The 24,283-nt window shown below is 69.0% G+C and carries 22 protein-coding genes; 12 read left to right on the forward strand and 10 right to left on the reverse strand.

Going from position 1 to position 24,283, the window contains the following annotated elements; translation table 11 throughout:
• Nucleotides 1-79: 79 nt before the first annotated feature.
• The 5 genes from efeB to QQX04_RS07535 all read right to left on the reverse strand — a co-directional run bounded on the left by efeB (nucleotide 80) and on the right by QQX04_RS07535 (nucleotide 6,253).
• A complete protein-coding gene (gene efeB, locus QQX04_RS07515; RefSeq protein WP_301127801.1) occupies nucleotides 80-1,447 on the reverse strand; it encodes an iron uptake transporter deferrochelatase/peroxidase subunit in 1,368 nt (455 codons plus the stop codon).
• Between the two features lie 13 nt (nucleotides 1,448-1,460).
• Nucleotides 1,461-2,627: an iron uptake system protein EfeO gene (gene efeO / locus QQX04_RS07520; protein WP_301127802.1), complete on the reverse strand. Its 1,167-nt coding sequence runs from the start codon at nucleotides 2,625-2,627 to the stop codon at nucleotides 1,461-1,463.
• Nucleotides 2,628-2,648: 21 nt separating this feature from the next.
• Entirely contained in the window at nucleotides 2,649-3,506 is an 858-nt protein-coding gene (efeU, locus tag QQX04_RS07525; protein WP_301127803.1) for an iron uptake transporter permease EfeU, read from the reverse strand.
• 121 nt (nucleotides 3,507-3,627) lie between these two features.
• A complete protein-coding gene (locus QQX04_RS07530; protein ID WP_301127804.1) occupies nucleotides 3,628-5,409 on the reverse strand; it encodes an acetyl/propionyl/methylcrotonyl-CoA carboxylase subunit alpha in 1,782 nt (593 codons plus the stop codon).
• A 187-nt stretch (nucleotides 5,410-5,596) separates the two neighbouring features.
• Complete coding sequence (locus tag QQX04_RS07535) at nucleotides 5,597-6,253, reverse strand: Maf family protein (protein ID WP_301127805.1); 657 nt, start codon at nucleotides 6,251-6,253, stop codon at nucleotides 5,597-5,599.
• A gap of 141 nt (nucleotides 6,254-6,394) precedes the next feature.
• On the opposite strand from QQX04_RS07535, the gene QQX04_RS07540 reads away from it, so the two are divergent.
• Nucleotides 6,395-6,844 (forward strand): MarR family winged helix-turn-helix transcriptional regulator, encoded by a 450-nt coding sequence (locus QQX04_RS07540; protein WP_301127806.1) that lies wholly within the window; start codon nucleotides 6,395-6,397, stop codon nucleotides 6,842-6,844.
• A gap of 11 nt (nucleotides 6,845-6,855) precedes the next feature.
• Here the strand turns inward: QQX04_RS07540 and QQX04_RS07545 are convergent, their stop codons facing one another.
• Genes QQX04_RS07545 through QQX04_RS07555 form a run of 3 tightly spaced genes read right to left on the reverse strand, consistent with a single transcriptional unit; the run spans nucleotide 6,856 to nucleotide 9,280 of the window.
• Nucleotides 6,856-7,455, reverse strand: coding sequence for a SanA/YdcF family protein (locus QQX04_RS07545; protein ID WP_301127807.1), 600 nt, complete (start codon nucleotides 7,453-7,455; stop codon nucleotides 6,856-6,858).
• Nucleotides 7,452-7,694: an acyl-CoA carboxylase subunit epsilon gene (locus tag QQX04_RS07550; RefSeq protein WP_301127808.1), complete on the reverse strand. Its 243-nt coding sequence runs from the start codon at nucleotides 7,692-7,694 to the stop codon at nucleotides 7,452-7,454. The genes QQX04_RS07545 and QQX04_RS07550 overlap by 4 nt, the downstream gene beginning before the upstream one ends.
• Nucleotides 7,691-9,280, reverse strand: coding sequence for an acyl-CoA carboxylase subunit beta (locus QQX04_RS07555; RefSeq protein ID WP_301127809.1), 1,590 nt, complete (start codon nucleotides 9,278-9,280; stop codon nucleotides 7,691-7,693). The genes QQX04_RS07550 and QQX04_RS07555 overlap by 4 nt, the downstream gene beginning before the upstream one ends.
• Nucleotides 9,281-9,732: 452 nt before the next feature.
• Here QQX04_RS07555 and mtlA point away from each other — a divergent pair, with 452 nt between their 5' ends.
• The 11 genes from mtlA to QQX04_RS07610 all read left to right on the forward strand — a co-directional run bounded on the left by mtlA (nucleotide 9,733) and on the right by QQX04_RS07610 (nucleotide 22,227).
• Nucleotides 9,733-10,758, forward strand: a complete 1,026-nt coding sequence (gene mtlA / locus QQX04_RS07560) for a mannitol-specific PTS transporter subunit IIC (RefSeq protein WP_436968470.1) — start codon at nucleotides 9,733-9,735, stop codon at nucleotides 10,756-10,758.
• 73 nt (nucleotides 10,759-10,831) lie between these two features.
• A complete protein-coding gene (locus QQX04_RS07565; protein WP_301127811.1) occupies nucleotides 10,832-11,143 on the forward strand; it encodes a PTS sugar transporter subunit IIBC family protein in 312 nt (103 codons plus the stop codon).
• A gap of 2 nt (nucleotides 11,144-11,145) precedes the next feature.
• Nucleotides 11,146-11,577 carry a PTS mannitol transporter subunit IIA gene (locus tag QQX04_RS07570; protein ID WP_301127812.1) on the forward strand — a complete coding sequence of 144 codons (432 nt, stop codon included), beginning with the start codon at nucleotides 11,146-11,148 and terminating at the stop codon, nucleotides 11,575-11,577.
• Nucleotides 11,578-11,621: 44 nt separating this feature from the next.
• Nucleotides 11,622-12,662: a zinc-dependent dehydrogenase gene (locus QQX04_RS07575; RefSeq protein ID WP_301127814.1), complete on the forward strand. Its 1,041-nt coding sequence runs from the start codon at nucleotides 11,622-11,624 to the stop codon at nucleotides 12,660-12,662.
• A 94-nt stretch (nucleotides 12,663-12,756) separates the two neighbouring features.
• Nucleotides 12,757-13,518, forward strand: a complete 762-nt coding sequence (locus QQX04_RS07580; protein WP_301127816.1) for a DeoR/GlpR family DNA-binding transcription regulator — start codon at nucleotides 12,757-12,759, stop codon at nucleotides 13,516-13,518.
• A 64-nt stretch (nucleotides 13,519-13,582) separates the two neighbouring features.
• Nucleotides 13,583-13,852 (forward strand): HPr family phosphocarrier protein, encoded by a 270-nt coding sequence (locus tag QQX04_RS07585; protein ID WP_301127818.1) that lies wholly within the window; start codon nucleotides 13,583-13,585, stop codon nucleotides 13,850-13,852.
• The gene (locus QQX04_RS07590; protein WP_301127820.1) at nucleotides 13,849-14,667 is read left to right on the forward strand and encodes a biotin--[acetyl-CoA-carboxylase] ligase; all 819 of its coding nucleotides are present in this window, start codon (nucleotides 13,849-13,851) and stop codon (nucleotides 14,665-14,667) included. The genes QQX04_RS07585 and QQX04_RS07590 overlap by 4 nt, the downstream gene beginning before the upstream one ends.
• Before the next feature lie 300 nt (nucleotides 14,668-14,967).
• Nucleotides 14,968-17,934 carry a glycoside hydrolase family 3 protein gene (locus tag QQX04_RS07595; RefSeq protein ID WP_301127822.1) on the forward strand — a complete coding sequence of 989 codons (2,967 nt, stop codon included), beginning with the start codon at nucleotides 14,968-14,970 and terminating at the stop codon, nucleotides 17,932-17,934.
• Nucleotides 17,935-18,028: 94 nt separating this feature from the next.
• A complete protein-coding gene (locus tag QQX04_RS07600; protein ID WP_301127824.1) occupies nucleotides 18,029-20,455 on the forward strand; it encodes a glycoside hydrolase family 3 C-terminal domain-containing protein in 2,427 nt (808 codons plus the stop codon).
• Between the two features lie 21 nt (nucleotides 20,456-20,476).
• A complete protein-coding gene (locus QQX04_RS07605; RefSeq protein WP_301127826.1) occupies nucleotides 20,477-21,193 on the forward strand; it encodes a GtrA domain-containing protein in 717 nt (238 codons plus the stop codon).
• Nucleotides 21,194-21,210: 17 nt separating this feature from the next.
• Nucleotides 21,211-22,227 carry a glycosyltransferase family 2 protein gene (locus QQX04_RS07610; RefSeq protein ID WP_301127827.1) on the forward strand — a complete coding sequence of 339 codons (1,017 nt, stop codon included), beginning with the start codon at nucleotides 21,211-21,213 and terminating at the stop codon, nucleotides 22,225-22,227.
• 27 nt (nucleotides 22,228-22,254) lie between these two features.
• Here the strand turns inward: QQX04_RS07610 and QQX04_RS07615 are convergent, their stop codons facing one another.
• Nucleotides 22,255-23,562 (reverse strand): GHKL domain-containing protein, encoded by a 1,308-nt coding sequence (locus QQX04_RS07615; RefSeq protein WP_301127829.1) that lies wholly within the window; start codon nucleotides 23,560-23,562, stop codon nucleotides 22,255-22,257.
• Nucleotides 23,559-24,272, reverse strand: coding sequence for a LytR/AlgR family response regulator transcription factor (locus tag QQX04_RS07620; RefSeq protein WP_301127831.1), 714 nt, complete (start codon nucleotides 24,270-24,272; stop codon nucleotides 23,559-23,561). The genes QQX04_RS07615 and QQX04_RS07620 overlap by 4 nt, the downstream gene beginning before the upstream one ends.
• Nucleotides 24,273-24,283 lie beyond the last annotated feature (11 nt).

The following is a 24,283-nucleotide window of genomic DNA, read 5'->3' on the forward strand; positions in this document are numbered from 1 at the left end:
GGCCCCCTCGTCGCGCGTTGGATCGCTATCCGTGCACCACGTTAGTGAGAGTGCGTGACGATTCAGCGGGCTGACGCGCCTATGTGAACAGCCCCTGGCCGATGTACGCGCCCGAGTCTCCGCCCAGCGTCGCCCCTGCCGGGATGCCAGGCGGGACGGCGAAGATCGCCGACCCGACAGCCCGCACGTACTCGACGGTCATCGCGTCGGACGACGAGATCGCTGTCTGCATGGGGATGTACTGCGTCTCGGGGTCGCGGATGAACGCGAGGAAGAACAGTCCGGCGTCCAGGCGGCCCAGGTCGTCGGCGCCGTCGGTGTAGTTGTAGCCGCGGCGCAGCATCATCGCGCCGCCGTTGGCGCTCGGGTGGGCGAGCGCGACGTGCGAGTCGGTGGGGATCAGGGGGGTGCCGTCGGCGCCGGGGCGCGTGAAGTCGGGTTCGGTGAACTCGTTGCCGCCGCTGAGCGGGGCGCCGGAGCCCTTGGTGCGGCCGACGGTGGCCTCCTGCTCGCCGAGCGACGCGCGGTCCCAGATCTCGGCGAGGATGCGCAGCTTGCGGGCAACCAGATACGTGCCGCCGGCCATCCACTCCTGGCCGTCTGCCGCCTCGGACCAGAGGAACTTCGAGATGTTGTCAGTGTCCTCGGCGCGGAGGTTCGCGGTGCCGTCCTTGAAGCCCATGAGGTTTCGGGGCGTGGACTGGTCGCGCGTGGTGGAGGAGGTGCGGCCGAAGCCGAGCTGCGCCCACCGGACCGACGCGACGCCGAACGCGAGGCGCGAGAGGTTGCGGATGGCGTGCATCGCGACCTGCGGGTCGTCGGCGCAGGCCTGGATGCAGAGGTCGCCGCCGGTGAGCCGCTCCTGGAGGGTGTCGCCGGGGAAGTGGGGGAGCTCCGCGAGCTGCGCGGGCTGGCGGTCGGCGATGCCGAAGCGGTCCTCGCCATCCTTGACGAACAGCGTCGGCCCGAAGCCGAAGGTGATCGTGAGGCCGGACGCGGGAAGCCCCGTGGCGTCGCCCGTATCGTCCGGGGGAGCGAGGGCGGAGCCACCCGCGATGCCGGTACCGAGCTCCGAGCCGGTCATGAGCGTCGCCGCGGCCTCGGTCCAGTCGCGCAGCAATTGGATCAGCTCGTCGCGCGAATCGGTGGTGACGTCGAAGGCCGCGAAGTGCATGCGGTCCTGCGCGGGGGTGACGATGCCGCTCTGGTGCTCGCCGTGGAAGTCGTACTGGCGCAGCTGGACCGGCGAGGCGGTGGCCCGTCCGGCGGCGAAGCCGCCCCCGGCCAGCGCTGCGGCGCCGACGACGGCGCCCGCCCCGCCCAGCACCGCTCGGCGGGAGAAGCCGCGACGGGACGACCCGTCCTCAGGAGCGTCCGTGGCATCCGAGGCGGGCTCGGTCACGGCGTCGTCCTGGTCGGGGGTCGTCCCGTCGCGTGCGTCATCCATGGGAGAGAGTGTGTCAGCCGATCGCCGCGGCGGTGAGCTGCGACAGCGACTCGCTGAGCGCCTCGACCAGGCGGGACAGCTCGAGCACCTGGTCCTCGGTGAGCTCCGAGTAGGTGACGAAGCCCTCGTCGAACGAGCCGTACTGGGCGAGCTCGGCGTCGAGAGACGTGAAGCGCTCCTCGATCTCGATGCTCAGATCCTCGTCCGTGAGGTCGGCGGCGGGCTTGAGGACGATGAACGCCTCCCAGGCGCCATCGAGGTTGGCGCGGAAGTCCCACAGGTCGGTGCCCGACCAGATCTCCTCCTCGCCGGTGATCTTGCCGGTCGCGACCTCGTCCAGCAGCTCCTTCGCGCCGTTGCCGATCTGGAACGCCTCGAACGTGAAGTCGTCGGCGTTCACGCGGGCGGAGAGCTCGGCGGTGTCGGCGACGAGCTGGTCGCCAAGCGCCTGGCGCTCTTCGGAGGTGAGCGCGGTGTACGAGCCGTCCTCCGGCTGCCACAGGTCCTTCTCCATCGCGTGCCAGCCGGTCCACTCCTCGCCCTCGGCCAGGTCGGCCTCGCGCAGGTCCATGCTCGGGTCAAGGTCGCCGAAGGACTCGGCGACGGGCTCGATGGCCTCCCAGTGGGTGCGGGCGGGGGCGTAGATGTCGCGCGCCGCGTCGTCGTCCCCGGCCACGAAGGCGGCGACGAACTCGTCGGTGGCGGTCACGAGCGCGGCGACCTCCTGCTGCACGTACGCCTTGTAGGTGACGGCAGCCTGGTCGAGCAGCGCTGCGCGCTCCTCATCCACGACGACCTCGCCCTCGGCGGCGGTCACGGTGAAGGCCTCAGGCGTCGCCTCGGCGGTGTCGGACTCGCGGCAGGACGTGAAGTAGTCGCCCTCGGCCACCTGGACGGTGAGGTCGCGGGTGAGGCCCGGTCCGATGTTCTCCACCTCGGAGACGATCGACGCGCCGTCCGACGCGAGGAGGTAGAACTCGGTGGCCGACGAGCCCTGGTTGGAGACGGAGAAGACCACGGTGCCGGCGGGCACGTCGGTGGCGGACAGGGTGCACCCGGCGTCGGCCACGGTCACGGAGATGGTGCCGCCGTCGGCGGAGGCGGCGTTCGGGACGCAGCCCGCGAGGACGACGACCGAGGCCGTGAGGGCGAGCGTGGGCAGGGCGAAGCGGGCGGACATGCGCTGTGTGGTTCCTTCGGTTCAGGCCGCGACGGTCGCGGGCTCGGTGGAGCGGGAGGCGCGTGAGGGCGCCTGGGGGCCGCGGAAGGCGGTGCGGACGAAGAAGAACATCGTCGGGACCACGTAGAGGGTCCAGGCGACGGCTTCGAGCACCGTGGTCGCGGGGGAGAAGTTGAAGACGCCCTTGACGACGGTGCCGAGCACCGAGCTGGACGAGATGGTGGCGCTCACGTCGAAGGCGAGGGTGTTCAGACCGGGCAGCACGCCGGCCTCCTGGAGGTCGTGGATGCCGTAGGAGAGGACCCCTCCGGCGACGATCACCAGGAACACGCCGGTCCACTGGAAGAAGGTGCGCAGGTTGATCCTCGCGGCGCCGCGGTAGACAAGGTAGCCGAGGCCGACGGCGGTGATCAGTCCGAGCGTCGCGCCCAGAATCGGCGCGGTGGACGAGCCCGCGGCCTGGATGCCGGCCCACAGGAACAGCGACGTCTCCAGGCCCTCGCGGCCGACGGCGAGCAGCGCCATGGTCACGACGGCGCCCTTGCCGACGGCGATGGCCTTGTCGAGCTGGCCCTCGAGGTGGCCGCGCAGGTGGCGGGCGGTCTTGCCCATCCAGAAGATCATCCACGTGATGAGGCCGACGGCGACGATGCTGAGCGTGCCGCCGATGATCTCCTGTGCCTCGAAGGTGAGGCCCTGCGGGCCGAGAGTGAGGAGAGCGCCGAAGCCGAGCGAGACGAACAGCGCGATGCCGACGCCGGTCCAGACGTACGTCAGCATGTCGCGGCGGTCGATGCGCACCAGGTAGGCGACGAGGATCCCGATGATGAGGGACGCCTCGAGGCCTTCACGCAGGCCGATGAGGAAGTTCGCGAGCACGCGGCACTCCTTGGGGACAGGGCGGGGTAAGGGTTACCTTGCCTGGCCGCGAGCCTAGGGCGAGCCGTGCCCGGGTGTCAAACTTCCGCAACAGGTTTGTTGCGTAATTCCTTGACGGCTGTCAGGAAGCGGAGGTGATCTCGCAGATGAGCGTGCCCGCGGTCACGCCCGCGCCGACGGCGGCGGTCAGGCCCGACACGACGCCCGCCTTGTGCGCGGTGAGCGGCTGCTCCATCTTCATCGCCTCGAGCACCACGATGAGGTCGCCCTCGGCCACCTCGGCGCCGTCCTCGACGGCGACCTTCACGATCGTGCCCTGCATGGGCGAGGTGAGGCCGTTGCCGTTGACGGTGCGGGTCACGGTGCCGCCGCGCCGCGACGAGCGACGGGTCGGTCCGCCGGAGCGCGCGCCCGCGCGGCCCGCAGCCGCGAGCGAGGCGGGCAGGACGACCTCGAGACGCTTGCCGCCCACCTCGACGACCACGCGCTCGGTCTCGCCGCTCTCCTCGTCGGAAGAGGACGAGGCGCTCGAGCCGAGGCCCGCCACGGTCTCCGCGAACTCGGACTCGATCCACGTCGTGTAGACGCCGAAGGTGCCGGCGGCGGCGGTGAATGCGGGTGCCTCGACGACGGCCTTGTGGAACGGCAGCACGGTGGGGATCCCCTCGACGTGCATCTCGGCCAGCGCACGGCGGGCACGCTGCAGCGCCTGCTCGCGCGTGGCGCCGGTGACGATCAGCTTGGCCACCATCGAGTCGAAGTTGCCGGAGACGGTGTCGCCCTGACGCACACCGGCGTCGACGCGGACTCCGGGGCCCGACGGCATCACGAAGCGGTGGATGCGACCCGGCTGCGGCATGAAGCCTGCGGCGGGGTCCTCGCCGTTGATGCGGAACTCAAGAGAGTGGCCGCGCACCTCGGGCGTGAGGTTCGAGATGGGCTCGCCGGCGGCGACGCGGAACTGCTCGCGCACGAGGTCCACGCCCGTGACCTCCTCGGTCACGGGGTGCTCGACCTGGAGGCGGGTGTTGACCTCGAGGAAGCTGATGGTGCCGTCGGAGCCCACGAGGAACTCGCAGGTGCCGGCGCCACGGTAGCCCGCCTCGCGCAGGATCGCCTGGCTGGACTCGATGAGGCGCGCGTACTGCTCGTCGGTGAGGAACGGCGCGGGCGCCTCCTCCACGAGCTTCTGGTGACGACGCTGCAGCGAGCAGTCGCGCGTGGAGACGACGACGACGTTGCCGTGGTCGTCCGCGAGGCACTGGGTCTCGACGTGGCGGGGCTTGTCGAGGAAGCGCTCCACGAAGCACTCGCCGCGCCCGAAGGCCGCGACGGCCTCGCGGGTGGCTGAGTCGAACAGCTCGGGGATCTCCTCGCGGGTGCGGGCCACCTTGAGGCCGCGGCCACCGCCGCCGAACGCGGCCTTGATGGCGACGGGAAGTCCGTGCTCGTCCGCGAAGGCGACGACCTCGTCGGCCGACTCCACGGGGTCGGGGGTGCCGGGCACCAGGGGAGCGCCGGCGCGCTGCGCGATGTGGCGCGCGCTGACCTTGTCGCCGAGCGACTCGATCGCGGCGGGCGGCGGGCCGATCCAGACGATTCCCGCGTCGATCACGGCCTGCGCGAACTCGGCGTTCTCGGACAGGAAGCCGTAGCCGGGGTGGATCGCCTCCGCGCCAGAGCGGCGGGCGGCGTCGATGATCTTCGCGATGTCCAGGTAGGTCTCGCGGGCGGTCGAGCCGCCGAGCGCGTACGCCTCGTCGGCGAGGGACACATGAGGGGCGTCGCGGTCAGGGTCCGCGTACACGGCGATGGACCGCAGTCCCTCGTCGGCGCAGGCGCGGATGACACGGACGGCGATCTCGCCGCGGTTGGCGATGAGGACGCTCGAGAAGGCTGGCACCTGATTACGTTAGCGCGGAGCGACCGCCGTTCCCTTTGTCCGGCTCCCGCTCGTGGCAAGTTCTCGCGCCATACCAAGCGCATCGCGAACGATTTGTAGGCATCGCACAACGATTTTGACTGGGCTTTACGTTACGACGACGTAGGTTGTGGTCTCCCTACAAGCGATCCCGGTCGAAGGTCCCGGTTCAGCCGCGAACCTCGTCCCGCCACAGCTCGTGGAAGGCGACCTCGCAGGAGGCAAGCAGATGGCGCAGCAGCGGCAGCGAGACGCCGACGACGGCGTGGAAGTCTCCGTCGATCGACTCGACGTACGGGCCGCCTAGAGAGTCCACCGTGAAGGCGCCCGCCACCTGCAGGGGCTCGCCGGTGGCGACGTAGGCGTCGATCTCTGCGTCCGAGAGGTGGGCGAACCTCACCGTGGTCGACGCGGTGGCGCCCACCGTCGCGCCGGACCCGTCGGGCCTGTCGTCCACGAGCCAGTGGCCCGTGTGGAGCACGCCCACGCGACCACGCATCCCGCGCCACCGCTCGCGTGCCGTCTCCGGGTCGCCCGGCTTGCCGAGGATCTCGCCGTCGATCTCGAGCATCGAGTCGCAGCCCAGGACGATCGCGTCGGTCTCGTGGGCCTCGGCGACCGCGTGCGCCTTCGTGCGCGCGAGCAGCAGCACCGTGTCGTCGAACGCCATCTCGCCCCAGCCCGCGGCCGCGTGCTCGGCGCGCGCGCGAGCCAGCGCGGCGTCCTCGTCCACGTGGGACACGATCACCCGCGGCTCGACGCCTGCAGCACGCAGAGTGGCGAGGCGGGCCGGGGACTGGGAGGCGAGGACGAAGGGCACTGGCATGGTCGCGAGCCTAGCCGTCGGGGCCCGTCCGAGAGGGGAGAGCGCTCCCTTGACAGAACGGCCACCGATGGTGACACCGAGGTGCGCTCACCAGGCGCTTCCTTTGGATAGGGTGAAGTCACATCGGAACTTGGAGGGACAATGTCCGAGCGCGAGGAGCTTCTCGATACGACCGTCGTCGAGCTGATGCGGTTCCTGCATCGCTCGGCCCCGAACCAGGTGGGCGCGGTGTCGCGTCTGGGCCTCACGCTCCATCAGTTCCGAGGCATCATCTTCGTCTACCTCCACCCCGGCATCACGACGACGGACTTCGCCGACGCGATCGGCGTGCAGCCCTCGGTGGCGACCGGCGTGGTGCAGCGTCTCGTGGATCGGGACCTCGTCTCACGGCGGCTCGACGAGTCCGACCGCCGTATCCGTCGCCTCGATCTGACCGAGAACGGTCGCGAGGTGGCTGAGGAGGCCGTGGGCATCGCGCGGTCCGCGCGGCGCGCCCAGTTGGATGTGCTCAGCGAGGAGCAGCTCCACCAGCTGCGCGAGCTTCTCAAGGTGCTCGAGACCAGCCTGGAGCCGCAGGTCGGCCAGAAGTAGCGGACGGTGCGCTAGTCCTCCGCGACCTCGAGCGCGCCCGACTCCACCAGGACTGCCTTCCACGAGGCCGCGAGCTCGCGGCCGTACCCGAACGCGGTGTCGGCGCGAAGCGTGAGCGTGGGGTGCACTCCCTGCGCCTCGAGGCCCGCGCGCTCGGCCAGCCACAGCGCGCGCGGCAGGTGGAACTCCTGCGAGCACACGATCACGCTCGAGTAGCCCCGCGCCGCAGCGTTGCGGACCGAGAGGCGGGTGTCGTAGCCCTCGGGGTCGAGCTCGAGGGCTGACTCGGGCACGCCGAGGGCGAGCGCGGTCTCGAACATCGCCTTCGTCTCATCCAGGCCCTCACGGTTCGCGCCGGCGCCGGACAGCAGCAACGTGGGCACCAGGCCTGAATGGAACAGCGCCGCGCCCACCTCGACGCGCTCGCGCAGGAACCGGCTCGGCCGGCCGTCCTCCCACACGCGGGCTCCGAGGACGAGCGCCGCGTCGGCCGTGTCGATCCCCGGGCAGCCCGCGCCATGGGTGGCGCCCCACGTGCGTGCCCGCATGTACAGCTGGGGTGCGGCAAGGCTCGCTGCGGCGGCAGTGGCGGCGGCGGTGATCCTCCTCATCGGAGCGAGTGCCTCCACGCGCTGTCGCCGCGCCCCAGGGGCAGCATCAGCCTGCGCCCCTGCATGCGTCGGGTGCGGTCCATCCACGCCGACGACGGGGCACCGGGCCCCTCCTCGCTCGCGTGGGCGGACGCGACGGCGACCATTCCTGCGACGAGCGCTGCGAGCTCGGACTCGTCAGGGGCTCCACGCACCACGCGCAGCGACGCGGCCGCCTCCACCATCTCGTCGCCGTTCACAGCGGGATGTTCCCGTGCTTCTTGGGCGGCAGCGAGGAACGCTTGGTGCGCAGAGCGCGAAGGCCGCGCACGATCTGCGCGCGCGTCTCGTGGGGCTGGATGACGGCGTCCACGTAGCCGCGGTCCGCCGCGTCGTACGGGTTGACGATCCTGTCCTCGTAGTCCTCGATCAGCATCTGACGCTCGTGCTCCACGTCGCCGCCCTTGGACTCCACGTCGGCGAGGGTGCGTCGGGACAGGATGTTCACTGCGCCTGCCGCGCCCATGACCGCGATCTGCGCGGTGGGCCACGCCAGGTTGATGTCCGCGCCCAGCTGCTTGGAGGCCATCACGATGTAGGCGCCGCCGTAGGCCTTGCGGGTGATCACCGTGATGAGCGGCACCGTCGCCTCGGCGTAGGCGTAGATGAGCTTCGCTCCGCGACGGATGATTCCGCGGTGCTCCTGCGCCACGCCGGGCAGGAAGCCGGGCACGTCCACGAACGTGAGGACGGGGATGTTGAACGCGTCGCAGGTGCGCACGAACCGGGCCGCCTTCTCGGACGCGTCGATGTCGAGCGTGCCCGCCATCGACTGCGGCTGATTGGCGACGATGCCCACGGAGTGGCCTTCGATGTGACCGAAGCCCACGAGCACGTTCGGGGCGAACAGCGGCTGCACCTCGAGCAGCTCGCCGTCGTCGAGCACGGTCTCGAGCAGGGAACGCATGTCGTACGGCTGGTTGTCCGAGTCGGGCACGAGCGTGTCGAGCGCCATGTCCTCGTCAGTGAACGCGAGGTCGGTCTCCTGCTCCCATGCGGGCGGGTCGGAGAGGTTGTTCTGCGGCAGGTACTGCAGGAGGTGCTGCACGTACTCGATCGCGTCGTCCTCGTCGGACGCGAGGTAGTGCGCGACTCCCGAGCGCTCGTTGTGCGCCTGGCCGCCGCCGAGCTCCTCGAACGTGACCTGCTCGCCGGTGACCGACTTGATGACGTCCGGGCCGGTGATGAACATCTGCGAGGTGCCGTCGGCCATCACGATGAAGTCCGTGAGTGCGGGGGAGTAGACGGCTCCACCGGCTGACGGCCCGAGGATGATGGAGATCTGCGGGATCACGCCGGAGGCGGCCACGTTGCGGCGGAAGATCTCCGCGAACTGGGTGAGCGCCGCGACGCCCTCCTGGATGCGGGCGCCGCCGCCGTCGGAGATGCCGATCAGCGGCACGCCGGTGCGGAGGGCGAAGTCCTGGATCTTCGCGATCTTCTGGCCGTGCACCTCGCCGAGCGAGCCGCCGAAGACGGTGAAGTCCTGCGAGTAGACGGCGACCTGGCGGCCGTCGATGGTGCCGTAGCCCGTGACGACGCCGTCGCCGTATGGCCGGTTGCGGTCGAGGCCGAAGTTGGTGGAGCGGTGGCGCGCGAGCTGGTCCATCTCGATGAACGAGTCCTCGTCGAGCAGCTGCAGCACGCGCTCACGTGCGGTCTTCTTGCCGCGCGCGTGCTGCTTCTCCTGGGCCTTCTCCTCGGCTGCGGTGACCGCGGCGTCGTGGCGCTTGCGCAGCGCGGCGGAGGCGCCGGCCGTGGTCTTCCGTGGCTGGGTCTCGGACACATCTCTCCTTGGGGTCGGGACTGCGACCCAGCCTAGCCGGGGTGCCCTGTGCGCCCTTTGTGGATTCGCGACAGAACAGGGACCGGGAGTCGGTGAGCGGTGTCATGTGCGGGCGTCGGGGCGGCCGGTCAGGACGCGCTCGCTGCTGGAACAGCCCGTTTGCCGTGTGGGATGGGGTCTCTTTCGGATCGATTCCGCCCGCTATGCGCCGGTTCTGATGCGTTATCCGCCGAATCGGTCCGTTTATGTTTGACTCGCGCCGCATCCGGGTCTAGTGTCAGCAGGGTCAACGAAGACACGCCCGCCTCCGGTGGGCAGCATGCGGCCCCTCGCAATGACGCGGGGCAGGGAAAGGGAAGGTACGCATGTCACTACCTGATGCTCAGGTCAACAAGAATCGCTCCGGTGGCGCTGGAGCGGCTGTCCAAAGGTTGGGACGATTCCTCTCGGGCATGATCATGCCCAACATCGGCGCATTCATCGCGTGGGGTCTCATCACCGCCTTCTTCATCCCGACGGGATGGACCCCGAACGAGGGCTTCGCCGAGCTGGTCGGCCCCATGATCACCTATCTGCTGCCGCTGCTGATCGGCTACACCGGCGGAAAGATGATCCACGACACCCGCGGTGGTGTGATCGGTGCGATCGTCACCATGGGTGTCATCGTCGGATCCGACGTGCCGATGTTCCTCGGCGCCATGATCGTCGGCCCCGCCGCCGCCTGGCTCCTCAAGCAGTTCGACAAGGCGATCGAGGGCAAGGTCAAGGCCGGCTTCGAGATGCTGATCGACAACTTCTCGATCGGAATCCTCGGCATGCTCCTCGCGATGCTCGGCAAGCTGATCATCGGCCCCGTGGTGCAGCAGCTGGTCGAGTGGGCAGGCGACGGAGTGCAGTTCCTCGTCGACAACAGCCTGCTGCCGCTCGCCTCGATCATCGTCGAGCCCGCCAAGGTCCTGTTCCTCAACAACGCCATCAACCACGGCGTGTTCACCACGCTCGGCACCGTCGAGGCGGAGGAGACCGGCAAGTCGATCCTGTTCATGATCGAGTCCAACCCCGGACCCGGCCTGGGCATCCTCGCGGCCTTCCTGTTCTTCGGCCCCAAGATGCTGCGCGCCTCGGTCCCCGGCGCCATGATCATCCACTTCTTCGGTGGAATCCACGAGATCTACTTCCCCTACATCCTCATGAAGCCGAAGCTGATCGCCGCGGCGATCGCAGGTGGCATGGCAGGCGTCCTGACCGGCGTGATCTTCAACAACGGTCTCGTCGCCCCGCCCTCGCCTGGCTCGATCTTCGCGTGGGCCACGTTCACCCCCAGGGGTGAGTACGTGACGATGTTCCTCCAGGTGTTCATCGCCGCGGCAGTCGCCTTCGTGGTCGGCTTCTTCCTGCTGAAGTTCGACAAGGAGCTTCGCCAGGAGGCCAAGGAGGAGGCCGAGGCCGAGGCTCGCGGCGAGCACATCGCGGCCTGACGGTCCACAATCCAAGGTGCGGGGCCGCGAGGCAGCGGCCCCGCACCGCACACCCCAGAAAGGAGCGGCAACGATGCCCTCAGTCAACGGTTCCGCAGTCAAGAAGGTCATCGTCGCGTGCGACGCGGGCATGGGTTCGAGCGTGATGGTCGCCAGCACGCTCAAGGGCAAGCTCAAGAAGTACGGCGTGGACGTCTCGCACACGCCTGTGAACGAGCTTCCCGGCGACGAGGGCGTCGTGGTCCTGTGCCACCAGGGCCTCGCCGCGCGCGCTCAGCAGACCGCTCCGAACGCCGTCGTCGTCCCGTTCGCCATCTTCATGGGCGACCCCGCGTTCACCAAGGTCGAGAAGGCCATCGCCAACGGCGAGGACCTGGAGTCCTGACGATGGCGATCCTGTCGGAGGAGGGCGTCCGTCTGGGCCTCACGGCCGCGGACAAGGCGGACGCCCTCACGCAGTGCGGCGACCTGCTCGTCGCCATCGGCGCCGCCACGCAGGACTATGCGGACGCGCTCCACGAGCGCGAGACGCAGGTCACCACCTACATCGGCGAGGGCGTGGCGATCCCTCACGGCACCAACGAGAGCCGCGAGCACATCCAGCGCGCGGCGATCGCCTACCTGCAGTTCCCCGACGGCGTCGACTGGGACGGACAGACGGTGCAGGTGTGCATCGCGATCGCGTCCCGCAGCGAGGAGCACATCGACATCCTCCAGAAGCTCGCCGCCGTGCTCATGGACCCCGAGGCCGCAGCGAAGCTGCGCGAGCCTGCGGGCGTCGCGGACGTGCTGGCGCTGCTGGCCCCCGACGAGTCCTGACCCACAAGCCACCAGAACGTCCCCAGGAAGTAAGGAACACCACCATGAAGGCACTGCGCTTCTATGCCCCGGAGGACGTCCGCATCGAGGACGTCCCCGAGCCCGAGGTCGGCCCGGGCGAGGTGAAGATCCGCGTCCGCAACTGCTCCACCTGCGGCACCGACGTGAAGATCTTCTACAACGGCCACCAGAACCTCACCCCGCCCCGCACGATCGGCCACGAGATCGCGGGCGAGATCGTCGACATCGGCGACGGCGTGGACGGCTGGACCGTCGGCGACCGCGTCCAGGTGATCGCGGCCGTGCCATGCGGCGACTGCTACGAGTGCTCGCGCGGCTGGATGGAGGTCTGCCAGAACCAGACCTCGGTCGGCTACCAGTACGAGGGCGGCTTCGCGGAGTACATGATCGTGCCGCGCGAGGTGATGAAGGTCGACGGCCTGAACCGGATCCCGGACAGCATCGGCTTCGACGAGGCGTCGGCCGCCGAGCCGCTCGCCTGCGCGATCAACGCGCAGCGCATCCTCGGCATCGAGGAGGGCGACACCGTCGTCGTCTTCGGCGCGGGCCCGATCGGCGCGATGCACATCCGCCTGGCGCGCGCCAACGGCGCGGCGCGGGTGTTCCTCATCGACGTCAACGACGACCGCCTCAAGCTCACCGCGGACGCCGTCCACCCGGACGAGGTCATCAACGGCGCCAAGGTGGACGTGGTGGAGAAGGTCAAGGAGCTCACCGACGGCCGCGGCGCCGACGCGATCATCACCGCGACCGCGGCGAACATCGCGCAGGAGCAGGCCATCTCGATGGCCGCACGCAACGGCAAGATCTCCTTCTTCGGTGGCCTGCCCAAGACGAACCCGACCATCACGTGCGACTCGAACCTGGTGCACTACCGCCAGCTGCGCATCTTCGGCGCGAACGGCTCTGCACCCGCGCACAACAAGATGGCGCTCGAGTACATCGCGTCAGGCAAGGTTCCCGTGAAGGATCTGATCACGAACCGCGTCGCGCTCGAGAACGTGCTCGACGCGTTCGACATCGTCAAGGCCGGCACGGGCATCAAGGTCACCGTCGAGCCGTGACATCCGGAGGGATCGCCGGGTCGGGATGCTTCGCCGGCCCGGCGATGTCCGGGATGATAGATCCAGGTATCGACAACAATGGGGGTTGACTGCGGTGTATGCGGCAGAACGACAGCACGAGATCCTCACCCGTGCGCGCGCTGAGGGACGGGTCGAGGTAGGGATCCTCGCCGAGAGCCTCGGGGTCACGGTCGAGACGGTGCGCCGCGACCTCACCGCGCTCGAGAGGCTCGGCGCGGTGCGGCGCGTCCATGGCGGCGCACTGCCGGTCGAGCGTCTGACGCTCGAGCCGAACCTCGCTGCGAGGGAGACTCAGCACTCCGACCAGAAGCGCCGGATCGCGGCGCGGGCCCTCGCTGAGCTTCCCGACGGCGGCACGCTCCTGCTCGACGCGGGCACCACCACGCTCGCGATCGCGGAGCAGCTGCCCGCGGACCTCACCGCGACGGTCGTCACCAACTCGATCGCCATCGCCGCGCACGTCGCGGACATGCCCAAGATCGAGCTGCTCATGCTCGGCGGGCGCCTGCGGCATCTCACCGGCGCGGCGGTGGGGGACTGGGCGGAGTCCGAGCTCGGCACGCTGTGCGTGGACGTCGCATTCATCGGCACGAACGGCTTCACCGTGGACCGCGGCCTCACCACGCCGGACCAGGCGGAGGCCGCCACCAAGCGCGGCATGGTGGTGGCGGGACGCCGCGTCGTCGCCGTCGCCGACGCCTCCAAGGCGGGGCTCGTGCACCTGCACCGCTTCGCCGAGCTGGGCGAGATCGCCACGCTCATCACCGACGACACGCTCGACGACGAGACGGCCGACGCGATCGACGCCGCCGGCGTCGAGGTGGTCCGCGCCTGACGCCCCGCTCGGCGTTACGGTGGGACCACGGCATGCAGGCCGCAGCACAACACAAGGAGACCCCATGACCACCCGCACCGTCGAGATCGGATCCTCCGTCGGCCTCCACGCGCGCCCCGCCGCGCTGTTCGTACAGGCGGTCAACGACTCCGGCATCCCCGTCACGATCTGCAAGCCGGGCGGCGCTCCTGTGCCCGCCAACTCGATGCTCGGCGTGATGGCGCTCGGCGCGAAGCACGGCGAGACCGTCGAGCTCGCGAGCGACGCCGACGGTGCCGAGGCTGCGCTGGACTCGCTCGTCGAGCTGCTCAAGAAGGACCTGGACGCCGAGTGACGCCTGAGCGCCCCGCGCTCACGACCGACGCGGTGGCGCCTCTGATCGCCCCGCACGGGCCGCTGGCGCTCGCGGCCGTCGTGCCGCGCGAGCCGTCCACGAACACCGCGCTCGCCGCAGCGCTGCGGGAGTCGCCAGACGCGTGGCCCCACCTGTCGGCCTACATCGCCGACCACCAGACGGCCGGTCGAGGCCGTTCCGGACGGTCGTGGGAGACCCCGGCGGGCAGTGCCCTCACGATGAGCTGGGTGCTGCGCCCGCGCGTGTCCGGTCCGGATCTCGCGTGGGCGCCGCTGATCGTCGGCTTGGCTGCCGTCGAGGCGATGCGAGAGCTGGGTGCCGAGGCGTGGATCAAGTGGCCCAACGACGTGGTCGTGGACTGCGGCGCGGAGGACGTGCCTGGGTGGGGCACATGGCGCAAGATCGCGGGCATCCTGTGCGAGGTGGTCGGTGACGCCGTCGTCGCGGGCACGGGAGTGAACGTCCTGCAGGAGCACGATGAGCTGCCGGTCGCCCACGCGGTGTCCGTGCGCTCGCTGGGGATCGAGGCATCGCGGGTCGACGTGCTGCGCGCGCTCGGCGCGGCCCTCGCCCGCGCGACCGCACTCTGGGATGCGCGGCCCGACGAGGCCAAGGAGGCCGTGGAGCGCGCGTGCGCGACCGTCGGCTGGGACGTCGCTGTCGACGTGGGCACCGGTGCGCCGGTGACCGGCCGGGCCGTCGGGCTCGGCTCCGAAGGCTCTCTCCTGGTCGAGTCCGACTCCGGTCGGCGGACCGCTGTGCTTGCAGGGGACGTGCGGGTGCGCCGCGCCTGAACCGGTTCGACGCAGGTCACGGAACGGTCACATCGGCCCCTTGAGGCGACAGGTTGTGCACGCTGCCCGACAGGTTGTGAAAAGGCCCGGCCAGCGCTGGTTGACGGGTGCCTACCATGGCGGGCCGCTCGCAGAGCATGGGCTGGCGGCGCACCCAACTACACAGGAATGCACGGCCTTCGGAGCTGAACCCCGATGGCCCCCCGGTCCGCGGAATGACCCGCGGATGCCTCGGAGCCGGCGAACAAGGACGTGCGCAAGGAGTAATCAACGATGAGTACTCGTTCGGCGAAGCCGCCGATGACCAATAGGAAGTTCCTCGGGATCTGGATCCCGGTGCTCGCGTTCTTCACCATCCTGCTGGTGGCGGCGAACGTGGCCCTGAACATCTTCGGAGCATGGGTCGAGACGCAGCTCGGCACCGGTACCTACACGGTGGAGACCTCGGAGGACACCGAGGGCTGGGACACCGACTACAACAAGGCCTCCTACGACTCGCTCGAGGCTGAGCAGGAGGACGCGTTCGCGCTCGTCCAGGAGATCGAGTCCGAGGGCATCGTCCTCACGAAGAACGAGAACGCGGTTCTCCCGCTGACCTCTGGCGCGAGCATCACGATGTTCGGCCGCTTCTCCGCCGACCCGGTCTACGGCGGCGCGGGCTCCGGCTCCGTGGACACCTCGACCGCGGTGGACGCCCTCACCGGCCTCACCAACGCGGGCTTCGACGTGAACCCGACCGTGTACTCGATGTTCTCGGACTTCGCGCAGAACAACGACAAGGCCGACATCGTCATGGACGAGCCCTGGAGCTCGAACTACACGATCGGTGAGATGCCCGTCGAGCAGTACTCCGACGAGGCGACCGCCTCCTTCGGCGACTACGCCGACGCTGCAGTGGTCGTCATCGGCCGCGGTGGCGGCGAGGGCGGCGACCTGACCCAGGACATGACCGACGTCCAGGGCACCGCCGACGAGCGCGCCCAGGCAGGCGAGCACATGCTCGAGCTGAACCAGGACGAGCTCGCGATGCTCGAGGTCGCCAAGGCGAACTTCGACAACGTCGTGGTGATCGTCAACGCGTCCACCACGATGGAGCTCGGCCCCATCCAGGACGACGCCGACATCGACTCCGTCCTGCTCATCGGCTCGCCCGGCCAGACCGGCTACAACGCCGTCGGCGAGGCCCTGAACGGCACCATCAACCCCTCGGGTCGCACCGTCGACACCTGGGCCGCCGACTTCACCCAGGACCCCACCTGGAACAACTTCGGCCACTTCGAGTACAGCAACATCGACACGGAGAACGGCTCCGGCTACTTCGTGCAGTACGAGGAGGGCATCTACGTCGGCTACCGGTACTACGAGACCGCAGCCGTCGAGGACTTCATCGACTACGACTCCGCCGTCATCTACCCGTTCGGCTACGGCCTGTCCTACACGGACTTCGAGTGGGAGCTCGTGGGCGAGGACATGGGTGACACCGACGGTGAGATCACCCTCGAGGTCCAGGTGACCAACACCGGTGACGTCGCAGGCAAGGACGTCGTCGAGGTCTACTTCAACGCCCCGTACACCGAGGGTGGCGTCGAGAAGGCGGAGGTCGTCCTGGGCGACTTCGCGAAGACCTCGCTGCTCGAGCCCGGCGCCTCGGAGACCGTCTCCCTGACGTTCGCCGTCGCCGACATGGCCTCGTACGACTACGAGAACGCCGGCGCCTACGTCCTCGACGAGGGTGACTACGGCATCCGCGTCCAGAGCGACTCGCACACCCTCGCCGAGGGCATCGACGAGCTGACCTACAGCGTGGGCGACACCGTCGTCTTCGACGAGGACGGCCGTCCCTCCGACGCGGTCACCGCCGTCAACCAGTTCGACGACGTCAGCGCGCTGTTCTCCGACACGCCGCAGGAGGGCGTCGCGACGAACCTGTCGCGTGCCGACTTCGCCGGCACCTGGCCCACCGCGCCGACCGAGGCCGACATGGTCGCTCCCGACGCGATCGTCGAGGCGTTCCAGCCGTACGACGCCGCTGCCGCGGCCGAGGCGTCGGACGCCGAGATGCCCACCACGGGTGCCGAGAACGGCCTGCAGCTCATCGACCTGCGCGGCGTCGCCTTCGACGACCCGCTGTGGGACCTGCTGCTCGACCAGCTCACCGTCCAGGACATCACCACGGTGATCCTCAACGGTGCGTACAACACGGCCGCGATCGAGTCGATCGTGAAGCCCGCCACCGTCGACCTCGACGGCCCCGCAGGCTTCTCGTCCTTCCTCAACGACGCCTACAACGGCACCGCGTACCCGTCCGAGGTCGTCATCGGCCAGACGTGGAACAAGGACCTGGCGTTCCGCATGGGCCAGCAGATCGGCGAGGAGGCGCTCCAGATGGAGGCCAACGGCTGGTACGCACCGGCGCTCAACATCCACCGTTCGCCGTTCGCGGGCCGTAACTTCGAGTACTACTCGGAGGACCCGTACCTGTCCGGCGCGATGGCGGAGGCCACCTCGAGCGGAGCGCTCACGAAGGGCGTGTACACGTTCCTCAAGCACTTCGCGATGAACGACCAGGAGACCAACCGCGTCAACAACGGCGTCTCCTCGCAGGCGAACGAGCAGGCGATCCGTGAGATCTACCTGAAGGCGTTCGAGATCCCCGTCAAGGAGGTCACCGGCGAGATCACCTACGTCGCGGACGACGAGGGCACCCTCGCCACCGCCGAGGTGGGTCAGATGGCCATGATGAGCTCGTTCAACCGCATCGGCGGCACCTGGGCGGGCGGCTCGCCGGCGCTCATGACGAACGTGCTTCGCGAGGAGTGGGGCTTCGAGGGCTTCGTGATCACCGACTTCAACCTGTACGGGTACATGTACCCGGACCAGGGCATCAACGCCGGTACCGATCACATGCTGACCTTCGAGCCCATGAAGCAGCTGGCCGACACCGAGTCCGCGCTTGCGGTGAGCAACCTCCGTCAGGTCGCCCACCACATGCTCTACACGGTGGCCAACTCGAACGCGATGGACGGCATCGCCCCGGCGTCGACCATCACCTACACGCCGCCGGCGTGGCGCTACTGGCAGACCGGCATCACCATCGCCCTGGGCGTGCTGATCGCTCTCGGCGCGGTGCTGGTCACCGTCCGGGTCCGTCGCCACGGCAAGGGCGAGGACGAGGCGCCTGAGGGCGCCGAGGCCGGCACCGACGAGCCTCAGGGCTCTGCGGATGTCGAGGCCCCCGCCAAGGACGAGGCTCCGGCCAAGTCCTGACCTGAACCAGGTTCTGTCCCGGGTCGGCTCCCCATCGCCGGCCCGGGACGGGACCTCAGGCAAGACACTCATCTCTGACGTATTGGAATGCTCCGTGATCTCCGCTGACAAGCTCACCCTCCGCGAGAAGGCCGCCCTCCTGAGCGGCGAGAGCGTGTGGGACAGCCGCCCGCTGCCGCGCCTGGGACTGCGCTCGCTCGTGCTGTCCGACGGCCCGCACGGCGTGCGTCGTCAGCTCGGTGAGGGAGACCACCTGGGCCTCAACGCCTCCGCGAAGGCGACCTGCTTCCCCACGTCCGCCACGGTCGCGAACAGCTGGGACCCGGTGCTCGCGGAGCGGATCGGCGAGGCGCTGGGAGCCGAGGCCGCCGCGCTGGGCGTGGACGTGCTGCTCGGCCCCGGACTGAACATCAAGCGCAGCCCCCTGGGCGGGCGCAACTTCGAGTACTTCTCCGAGGACCCGCTGCTCGCGGGACGCCTCGCCGCGGCGTACGTGCGGGGCATCCAGTCCCAGGGCACCGCCGCGTCACCCAAGCACTTCGCCGTGAACTCTCAGGAGACGCGCCGCATGTCGAGCGATTCGATCGTGGACGAGCGCACCCTGCGTGAGATGTACCTCGCGGCCTTCGAGACCGTCGTGCGCGAGGCGAGCCCCCGCACGATCATGTCCTCGTACAACAAGGTCAACGGCGAGTACGCCCACGAGAACCGCCACCTGCTGGTCGACATCCTGCGCGACGAGTGGGGCTTCGACGGCGTGGTCGTCTCCGACTGGGGAGGCGGCAACGACGCGGTGGCCGCGGTCAAGGGCGGCGGCACGTTGGAGATGCCGTCTCCCGGGCTCGGCTCCGCGCTCGAGATCCTGGCAGCGGTCGAGGACGGTCGCCTCACCGAGGCCGACCTGGACGTGCGCGTCCAGGAGATGCTCGATCTGCACGACTGGATCGAGTCGCGCGAGGCGGACGCCGTGGATCACGACGCGAACCACGCGCTCGCCAGGGCCGCCGCGGAGCAGTCCGTGGTGCTGCTGCGCAACGAGGGCGACCTGCTGCCGCTCGCGAAGGGCACGCGAGTCGCCGTCATCGGCGACTTCGCGGACACCCCCCGCTACCAGGGCGCAGGCTCCTCGCAGGTGAACCCCACCCAGCTGACCAACGCGCTCGAAGCGGTGCCGTTCAGCGGTCTGGACATGGTCACGTACGCGCAGGGCTTCCGCCGCGACGGCGTCGCGGACCCCGCTCTCGCGTCGGCCGCGGTCGACGCTGCCCGCGAGGCGGACGTCGTGCTGCTCTACCTGGGCCTCGACGAGACCCGCGAGTCCGAGGGCAAGGACCGCGACGACATGACGCTCGCTGCCAACCAGGTGGACGTTCTGACGCAGATCGCCGCCGTCAACGATCGCGTCGTCGTGGTGCTCTCGGCCGGCTCCGCCGTCGAGATGCCGTGGCTCGAGAAGGTCCCGGCCGTCGTCCACGCCTACCTGGGCGGCCAGGCAGGAGCCGGTGCGGTCCTGTCCGTGATCACGGGCGAGGTGAACCCCTCCGGTCGCCTGGCGGAGACCTACCCCGTGTCGCTCGCCGACACCCCCACCGCGAGCGCGTTCCCCGTCGAGGAGGAGGCCACCGTCTACCGCGAGGGCCCGTACGTCGGCTACCGCTACTACACGACGGCAGGCGTGCCGGTGCTGTTCCCGTTCGGATACGGCCTGAGCTACACCACCTTCGAGTACTCGGACCTGTCCGTGACGGCCGAGGGTGCGACGTTCACGCTTGCGAACACCGGCGACCGCGACGGTGCCGAGGTCGCGCAGCTCTACATCTCCCGCACCTCGCCGGGCGCCTACCGTCCGGCGCGCGAGCTGAAGGGCTTCCGCAAGATCCACCTCGCCGCAGGCGAGTCGGTGCGTGTCACGATCCCCTTCGACGAGCGCACCTTCCGCACCTTCGACGTCGAGGCCGACGCCTGGACGGTCGAGGCGGGGGAGTACCGGGTGCTCGTGGGCGCCTCGGTGGAGGACCTCTGGCTCGACGCCTCGCACGCCGTCGAGGGCTCCGCTCCGTCGACGACCGAGGTCCCCGAGGTGTACCGCACCGGCAAGGTCACCGACGCGACCGACGCCGACGTGGAGGCCCTGATCGGACGGTCGCTCCCGACCGCTCCGGCTGCGGGTGCCCGCGTCGCTCTCGGCGCGAACGACCCGTTCCGCGCGATGCACCACGCCAAGAGCCCGCTCGGTCGCCTGGTCGCGCGCATCCTGCGGTCCCTGATCGCACGCTCCGAGGCGAAGGGCAAGCCCGACCTCAACCTGTACTTCCTGTACAACATGCCGTTCCGCGCGCTCGCCAAGATGACGAACGGCGCGGTGTCGATGGGGATGGTCGACTCGATCGTGATCCTCGCCAACGGCCACTTCTTCAAGGGCCTGGGCGGCGTGATCGCCGGGTTCTTCCGCCAGGCGGGCGCTTCGCGTCGCCTCAAGAACGAGCTCGCGGCGGAAGCCACCGAGTCCGTCTCGATCTGAGAACTGAAAGAGAGACCAACGATGTTCAGCTGGATCACGCGTCTGTGGAACCGCTTCTATGAGAAGCGTCCCAACACCGCCCAGTTCCTCATGTTCTTCATCCTGAGCAACGGCGTCACCGTGCTGCAGCTCGTCCTGATGCCGCTGTTCCGCAGCATCTTCGACCAGACCGGGCTCGTCGACATCAGCTTCCAGGTCATGCCGGTCGGCTCCAACCTGGACGGCTCTCAGTTCTACATCTTCGACTACGCCGCCGGCCCCATCCAGGCCGACGGCACGGGCGGCGGCCTCGCCTACTTCCTGGCGGTGCAGATCACCATCGCGATCGCCCAGGTCATCAACTTCTTCGCCCAGCGCAAGATCACCTTCCGCGCGAACAACTCGGTGTGGAAGGCCGCGATGTGGTACTTCATCGCGTACGTCATCATCACGATCGCGGCAGGCGCCGCGCAGGGCTTCTACAAGGTGCCGATCTACAACCTGTTCATCGACACCTGGGGCATGGGCAGCACCGGCGAGACCATCGCCGACGTGATCACGATGATCATCAACAGCGCCATCGCGTTCTGGGTGTTCTTCCCGATCTTCAAGATCATCTTCAAGCATGTGCCTGAGGATGAGGCGTCGGTCACCTCCGACGCGGAGCCCGATGCAGAGGCCGCCCCGGCAGGTAGGATTGCCGCCGGCCCTGCCGCGGACGACGCTGCGGAGGGCACGCCGGGCTCCCCCGCCCGCTGAGAGAGCTGAGTCTGACTATGCCCACCCTGTCCGTCGTCGTGCCCTGCTACAACTCGGCCGACTACATGTCCCACTGCCTCGACACCCTGCTGACCGGCGGGGAGGACGTGGAGATCCTGGTCGTCGACGACGGCTCCCGTGACGCGACGGCGGAGATCGCCGACTCGTACGAGGAGCGGTACCCGGGCATCGTGAAGGCGATCCACAAGCCCAACGGCGGCCACGGCTCGGCGATCAACGCCGGCCTGGCCGTCGCGACGGGCGAGTTCATCAAGATCGTCGACTCCGACGACTGGGTGGACGAGTCGGCGCTCTCGGCGCTGCTGTCCACGCTGCGTGCGTTCGTGACGGACCGCACCGTGATCGACCTGGTCGTGTCGAACTTCGTGTACGAGAAGGTCGGCAAGAAGAACAAGACCGCCGTGCGCTTCCGCGACGTGCTGCCCACGGGCCGCGTCTTCGGCTGGGACGAGGTCGGTCGGTTCGGCAAGCGGCAGTACCTGATGATGCACTCGCTCGTGTACCGCACCGAGCTGCTGCGCGACGCCGGCCTGCGCCTGCCCGAGCACACGTTCTACGTGGACAACCTGTACGCGTTCGAGCCGTTGCCGCACGTGCGCCGCATGTACTACCTGGACGTGGACCTCTACCGCTACTTCATCGGGCGTGAGGGTCAGTCGGTCAACGAGGAGGTCATGATCTCCCGGCTCGACCAGCAGCTGCGCGTCAACCGCATGATGATGCGCCACCTGCCTCGCCGCGACAGCGTCCCCGCGGGCCTGATGCGCTACATGAGCCACTACTTCGAGATCATCTGCGCCGTCTCGTCGACGCTGTCGCTGCGCGCCGGCACGCCTGCCGCGCTGGACCGCAAGGACGCGCTGTGGGACGACATCCGCGAGTGGGACCCCGAGCTGTACTGGCGCCTGCGCCGTCGCATGCTCAACCTCGTGGTGAACCTGCCGGGCCGTGCCGGTCGTCAGGTGGGCGTGGTGGCCTACAAGGCCGCGCAGAGGGCCGTCGGCTTCAACTGATCGCGGGCGCGGGCGCGGGCGCGGGCCTCAGGCCGGCACCGGCACGAGCACCCGCAGCACGAACCAGCCGTCCTCGACGCGGACCGTCATGGTGCCGTCGTACTTGTAGGCGGCCTGCCGGATGTTCTTGAGGCCGTAGCCGTGATGGTGCGCCTCGTCCTTCGTGGTGCGGGGAAGGCCGTCGACGAGCGTGACGGCGCCGCCGAACCAGTTCTCGAACCGCAGCAGCGCGAACGCGCCCTCCCTGTACACGGCCACGCGGATGAGCCGCTTGTCCTTGTCGGACACGTTGCGCGTCGCCTCGATCGCGTTGTCGAGCGCGTTGCCGAAGATGGTGACGATGTCGATGACGTCCATGAAGTCCACGACGGAGCCGTCGACGACGGGAGTGATCGCGATCCCGTGCTGTGCGGCCTGGCTCGTCTTGGAGGTGAGCATCGTGTCGACGACGGTGTTGCCCGTGTCGAGCGGCACGCCCGACAGCCCTCGGATCTCCTGCTCGAGCTGATCGGCGAGCTCCCCTCGCGCCCCTGCGTCTGACTCGGCGCGCATCGCCTCCACGTACTGCTTGAGGTCGTGGTGGCGCCTGTTCACCTCATCGGCCGCGGCGCGCGACGCGAGGTACTGCTCGTGCTGGGTGTGGAGCAGCGTGTTCATCGACTGCAGCTCGACCACGCGCAGCAGCTCGAGCCGCTGGGCGCGCTGGGCGTACAGCACCACGAAGCCGCACAGGTCCACGAGCGTGCGGATGTAGAGCAGCTCGGGGCCGATGCGTCCGCTGAAGGGGGTGCTCGTGGTGATGAAGCTGAGGTTGGAGACCAGGAACGTGGCGGTGGCGATTCCCAGGGCGCTGGCGAGCGCCTTGTTGTCTATCGCGAGCGGGAGGTCGCGGGGGAACTGTCGTCGCTCGATCAGGTAGGCGACGGCGAACACCGTGCCCGCCGTCGCGATCAGCAGCACGATTCCGCCTGCTGTCGGTCCTGCGTCTCCGAGGAAGAAGTAGTGGAGCTGCCAGGCGAGGGAGGCGCCCAGCTCGGCGAGCACGAAGGCGCGGGCGGTGAGGTCGCCGGCCTCTCGCATCGACACGTCGGAGGTGAGCCAGATCAGGGTGAACATCGCCGCGACGGCAAGCAGCATGCCGACCGTCCACAGTCCGATGGGAAGCGTGCCGGCGAACTCCTGGATGCCCCACATCAGGACGAGGCCACCGATGAGCGTGGCGACCAGCGGAACGCCGCTGACGCGCTTGCGCATCACGGAGATGTAGACGAGGCACGCGGACCATTCCGCGAGGGCGGTGACCCAGCGAGGGATGTCCGCGATCGCGTCGTTCATGACCGGTGGCCACCCATGTGGTCGGCGAGCGCGTCCATGAAGCCGCGCTTGCGGGGGCGGCTGACCTGCAGCTCGATTCCGCCGGTGAGGGTGCAGCTGGTGGGCTGGACGGAGCGCACGTGGCGGAGGTTCACCAGGTAGGGGTTGTTGGAGCGGTAGAAGCCCTTGCCTTCGAGCTCTGCCTCGAGCGCCTTGAGGGTTCCGGTGAAGGACAGCTCCTCGGTGCGCGTGTGCACGATGATGCGATGCCGGATCGACTCGAGGTAGACGATGTCCACGAGGTTGATGCGCGTCAGGGAGCCGCCGACGTTGACCACGAGACTCTCGTCGTCGCGTTCGCGCAGGCGGCTGAGGGAGCGGTCGAGCTCGTGCTCGAGCGAGAAGTAGGGGACGGGCTTGAGCAGGAAGCTGAGGGCGTCGACCTCGTACCCCTTGATGGCGTATTGCGCCATGTTGGTGACGAAGACGATGATGACGTCCGGGTCGGTCTCGCGGATGTGGTGCGCGGCGTCGAGCCCCCCGACCTCCGGCATCTCGATGTCGAGCAGCAGGATGTCGTACTCAGGGCGGTAGGCGTCGATGATCTGGGAGCCGTCGGAGAAGGTGCGGATGTCGAACTCGAGCCGGCGTTCGGCGCTGTAGCGGCGGAGGTGTCCGACGAGGGCGTCGCGCGCCGTCGGATCGTCCTCGACGATCCCGATGCGGATCACGCGACCACCGC

Source organism: Demequina zhanjiangensis (assembly GCF_030418315.1).
GTDB lineage: Bacteria > Actinomycetota > Actinomycetes > Actinomycetales > Demequinaceae > Demequina > Demequina zhanjiangensis.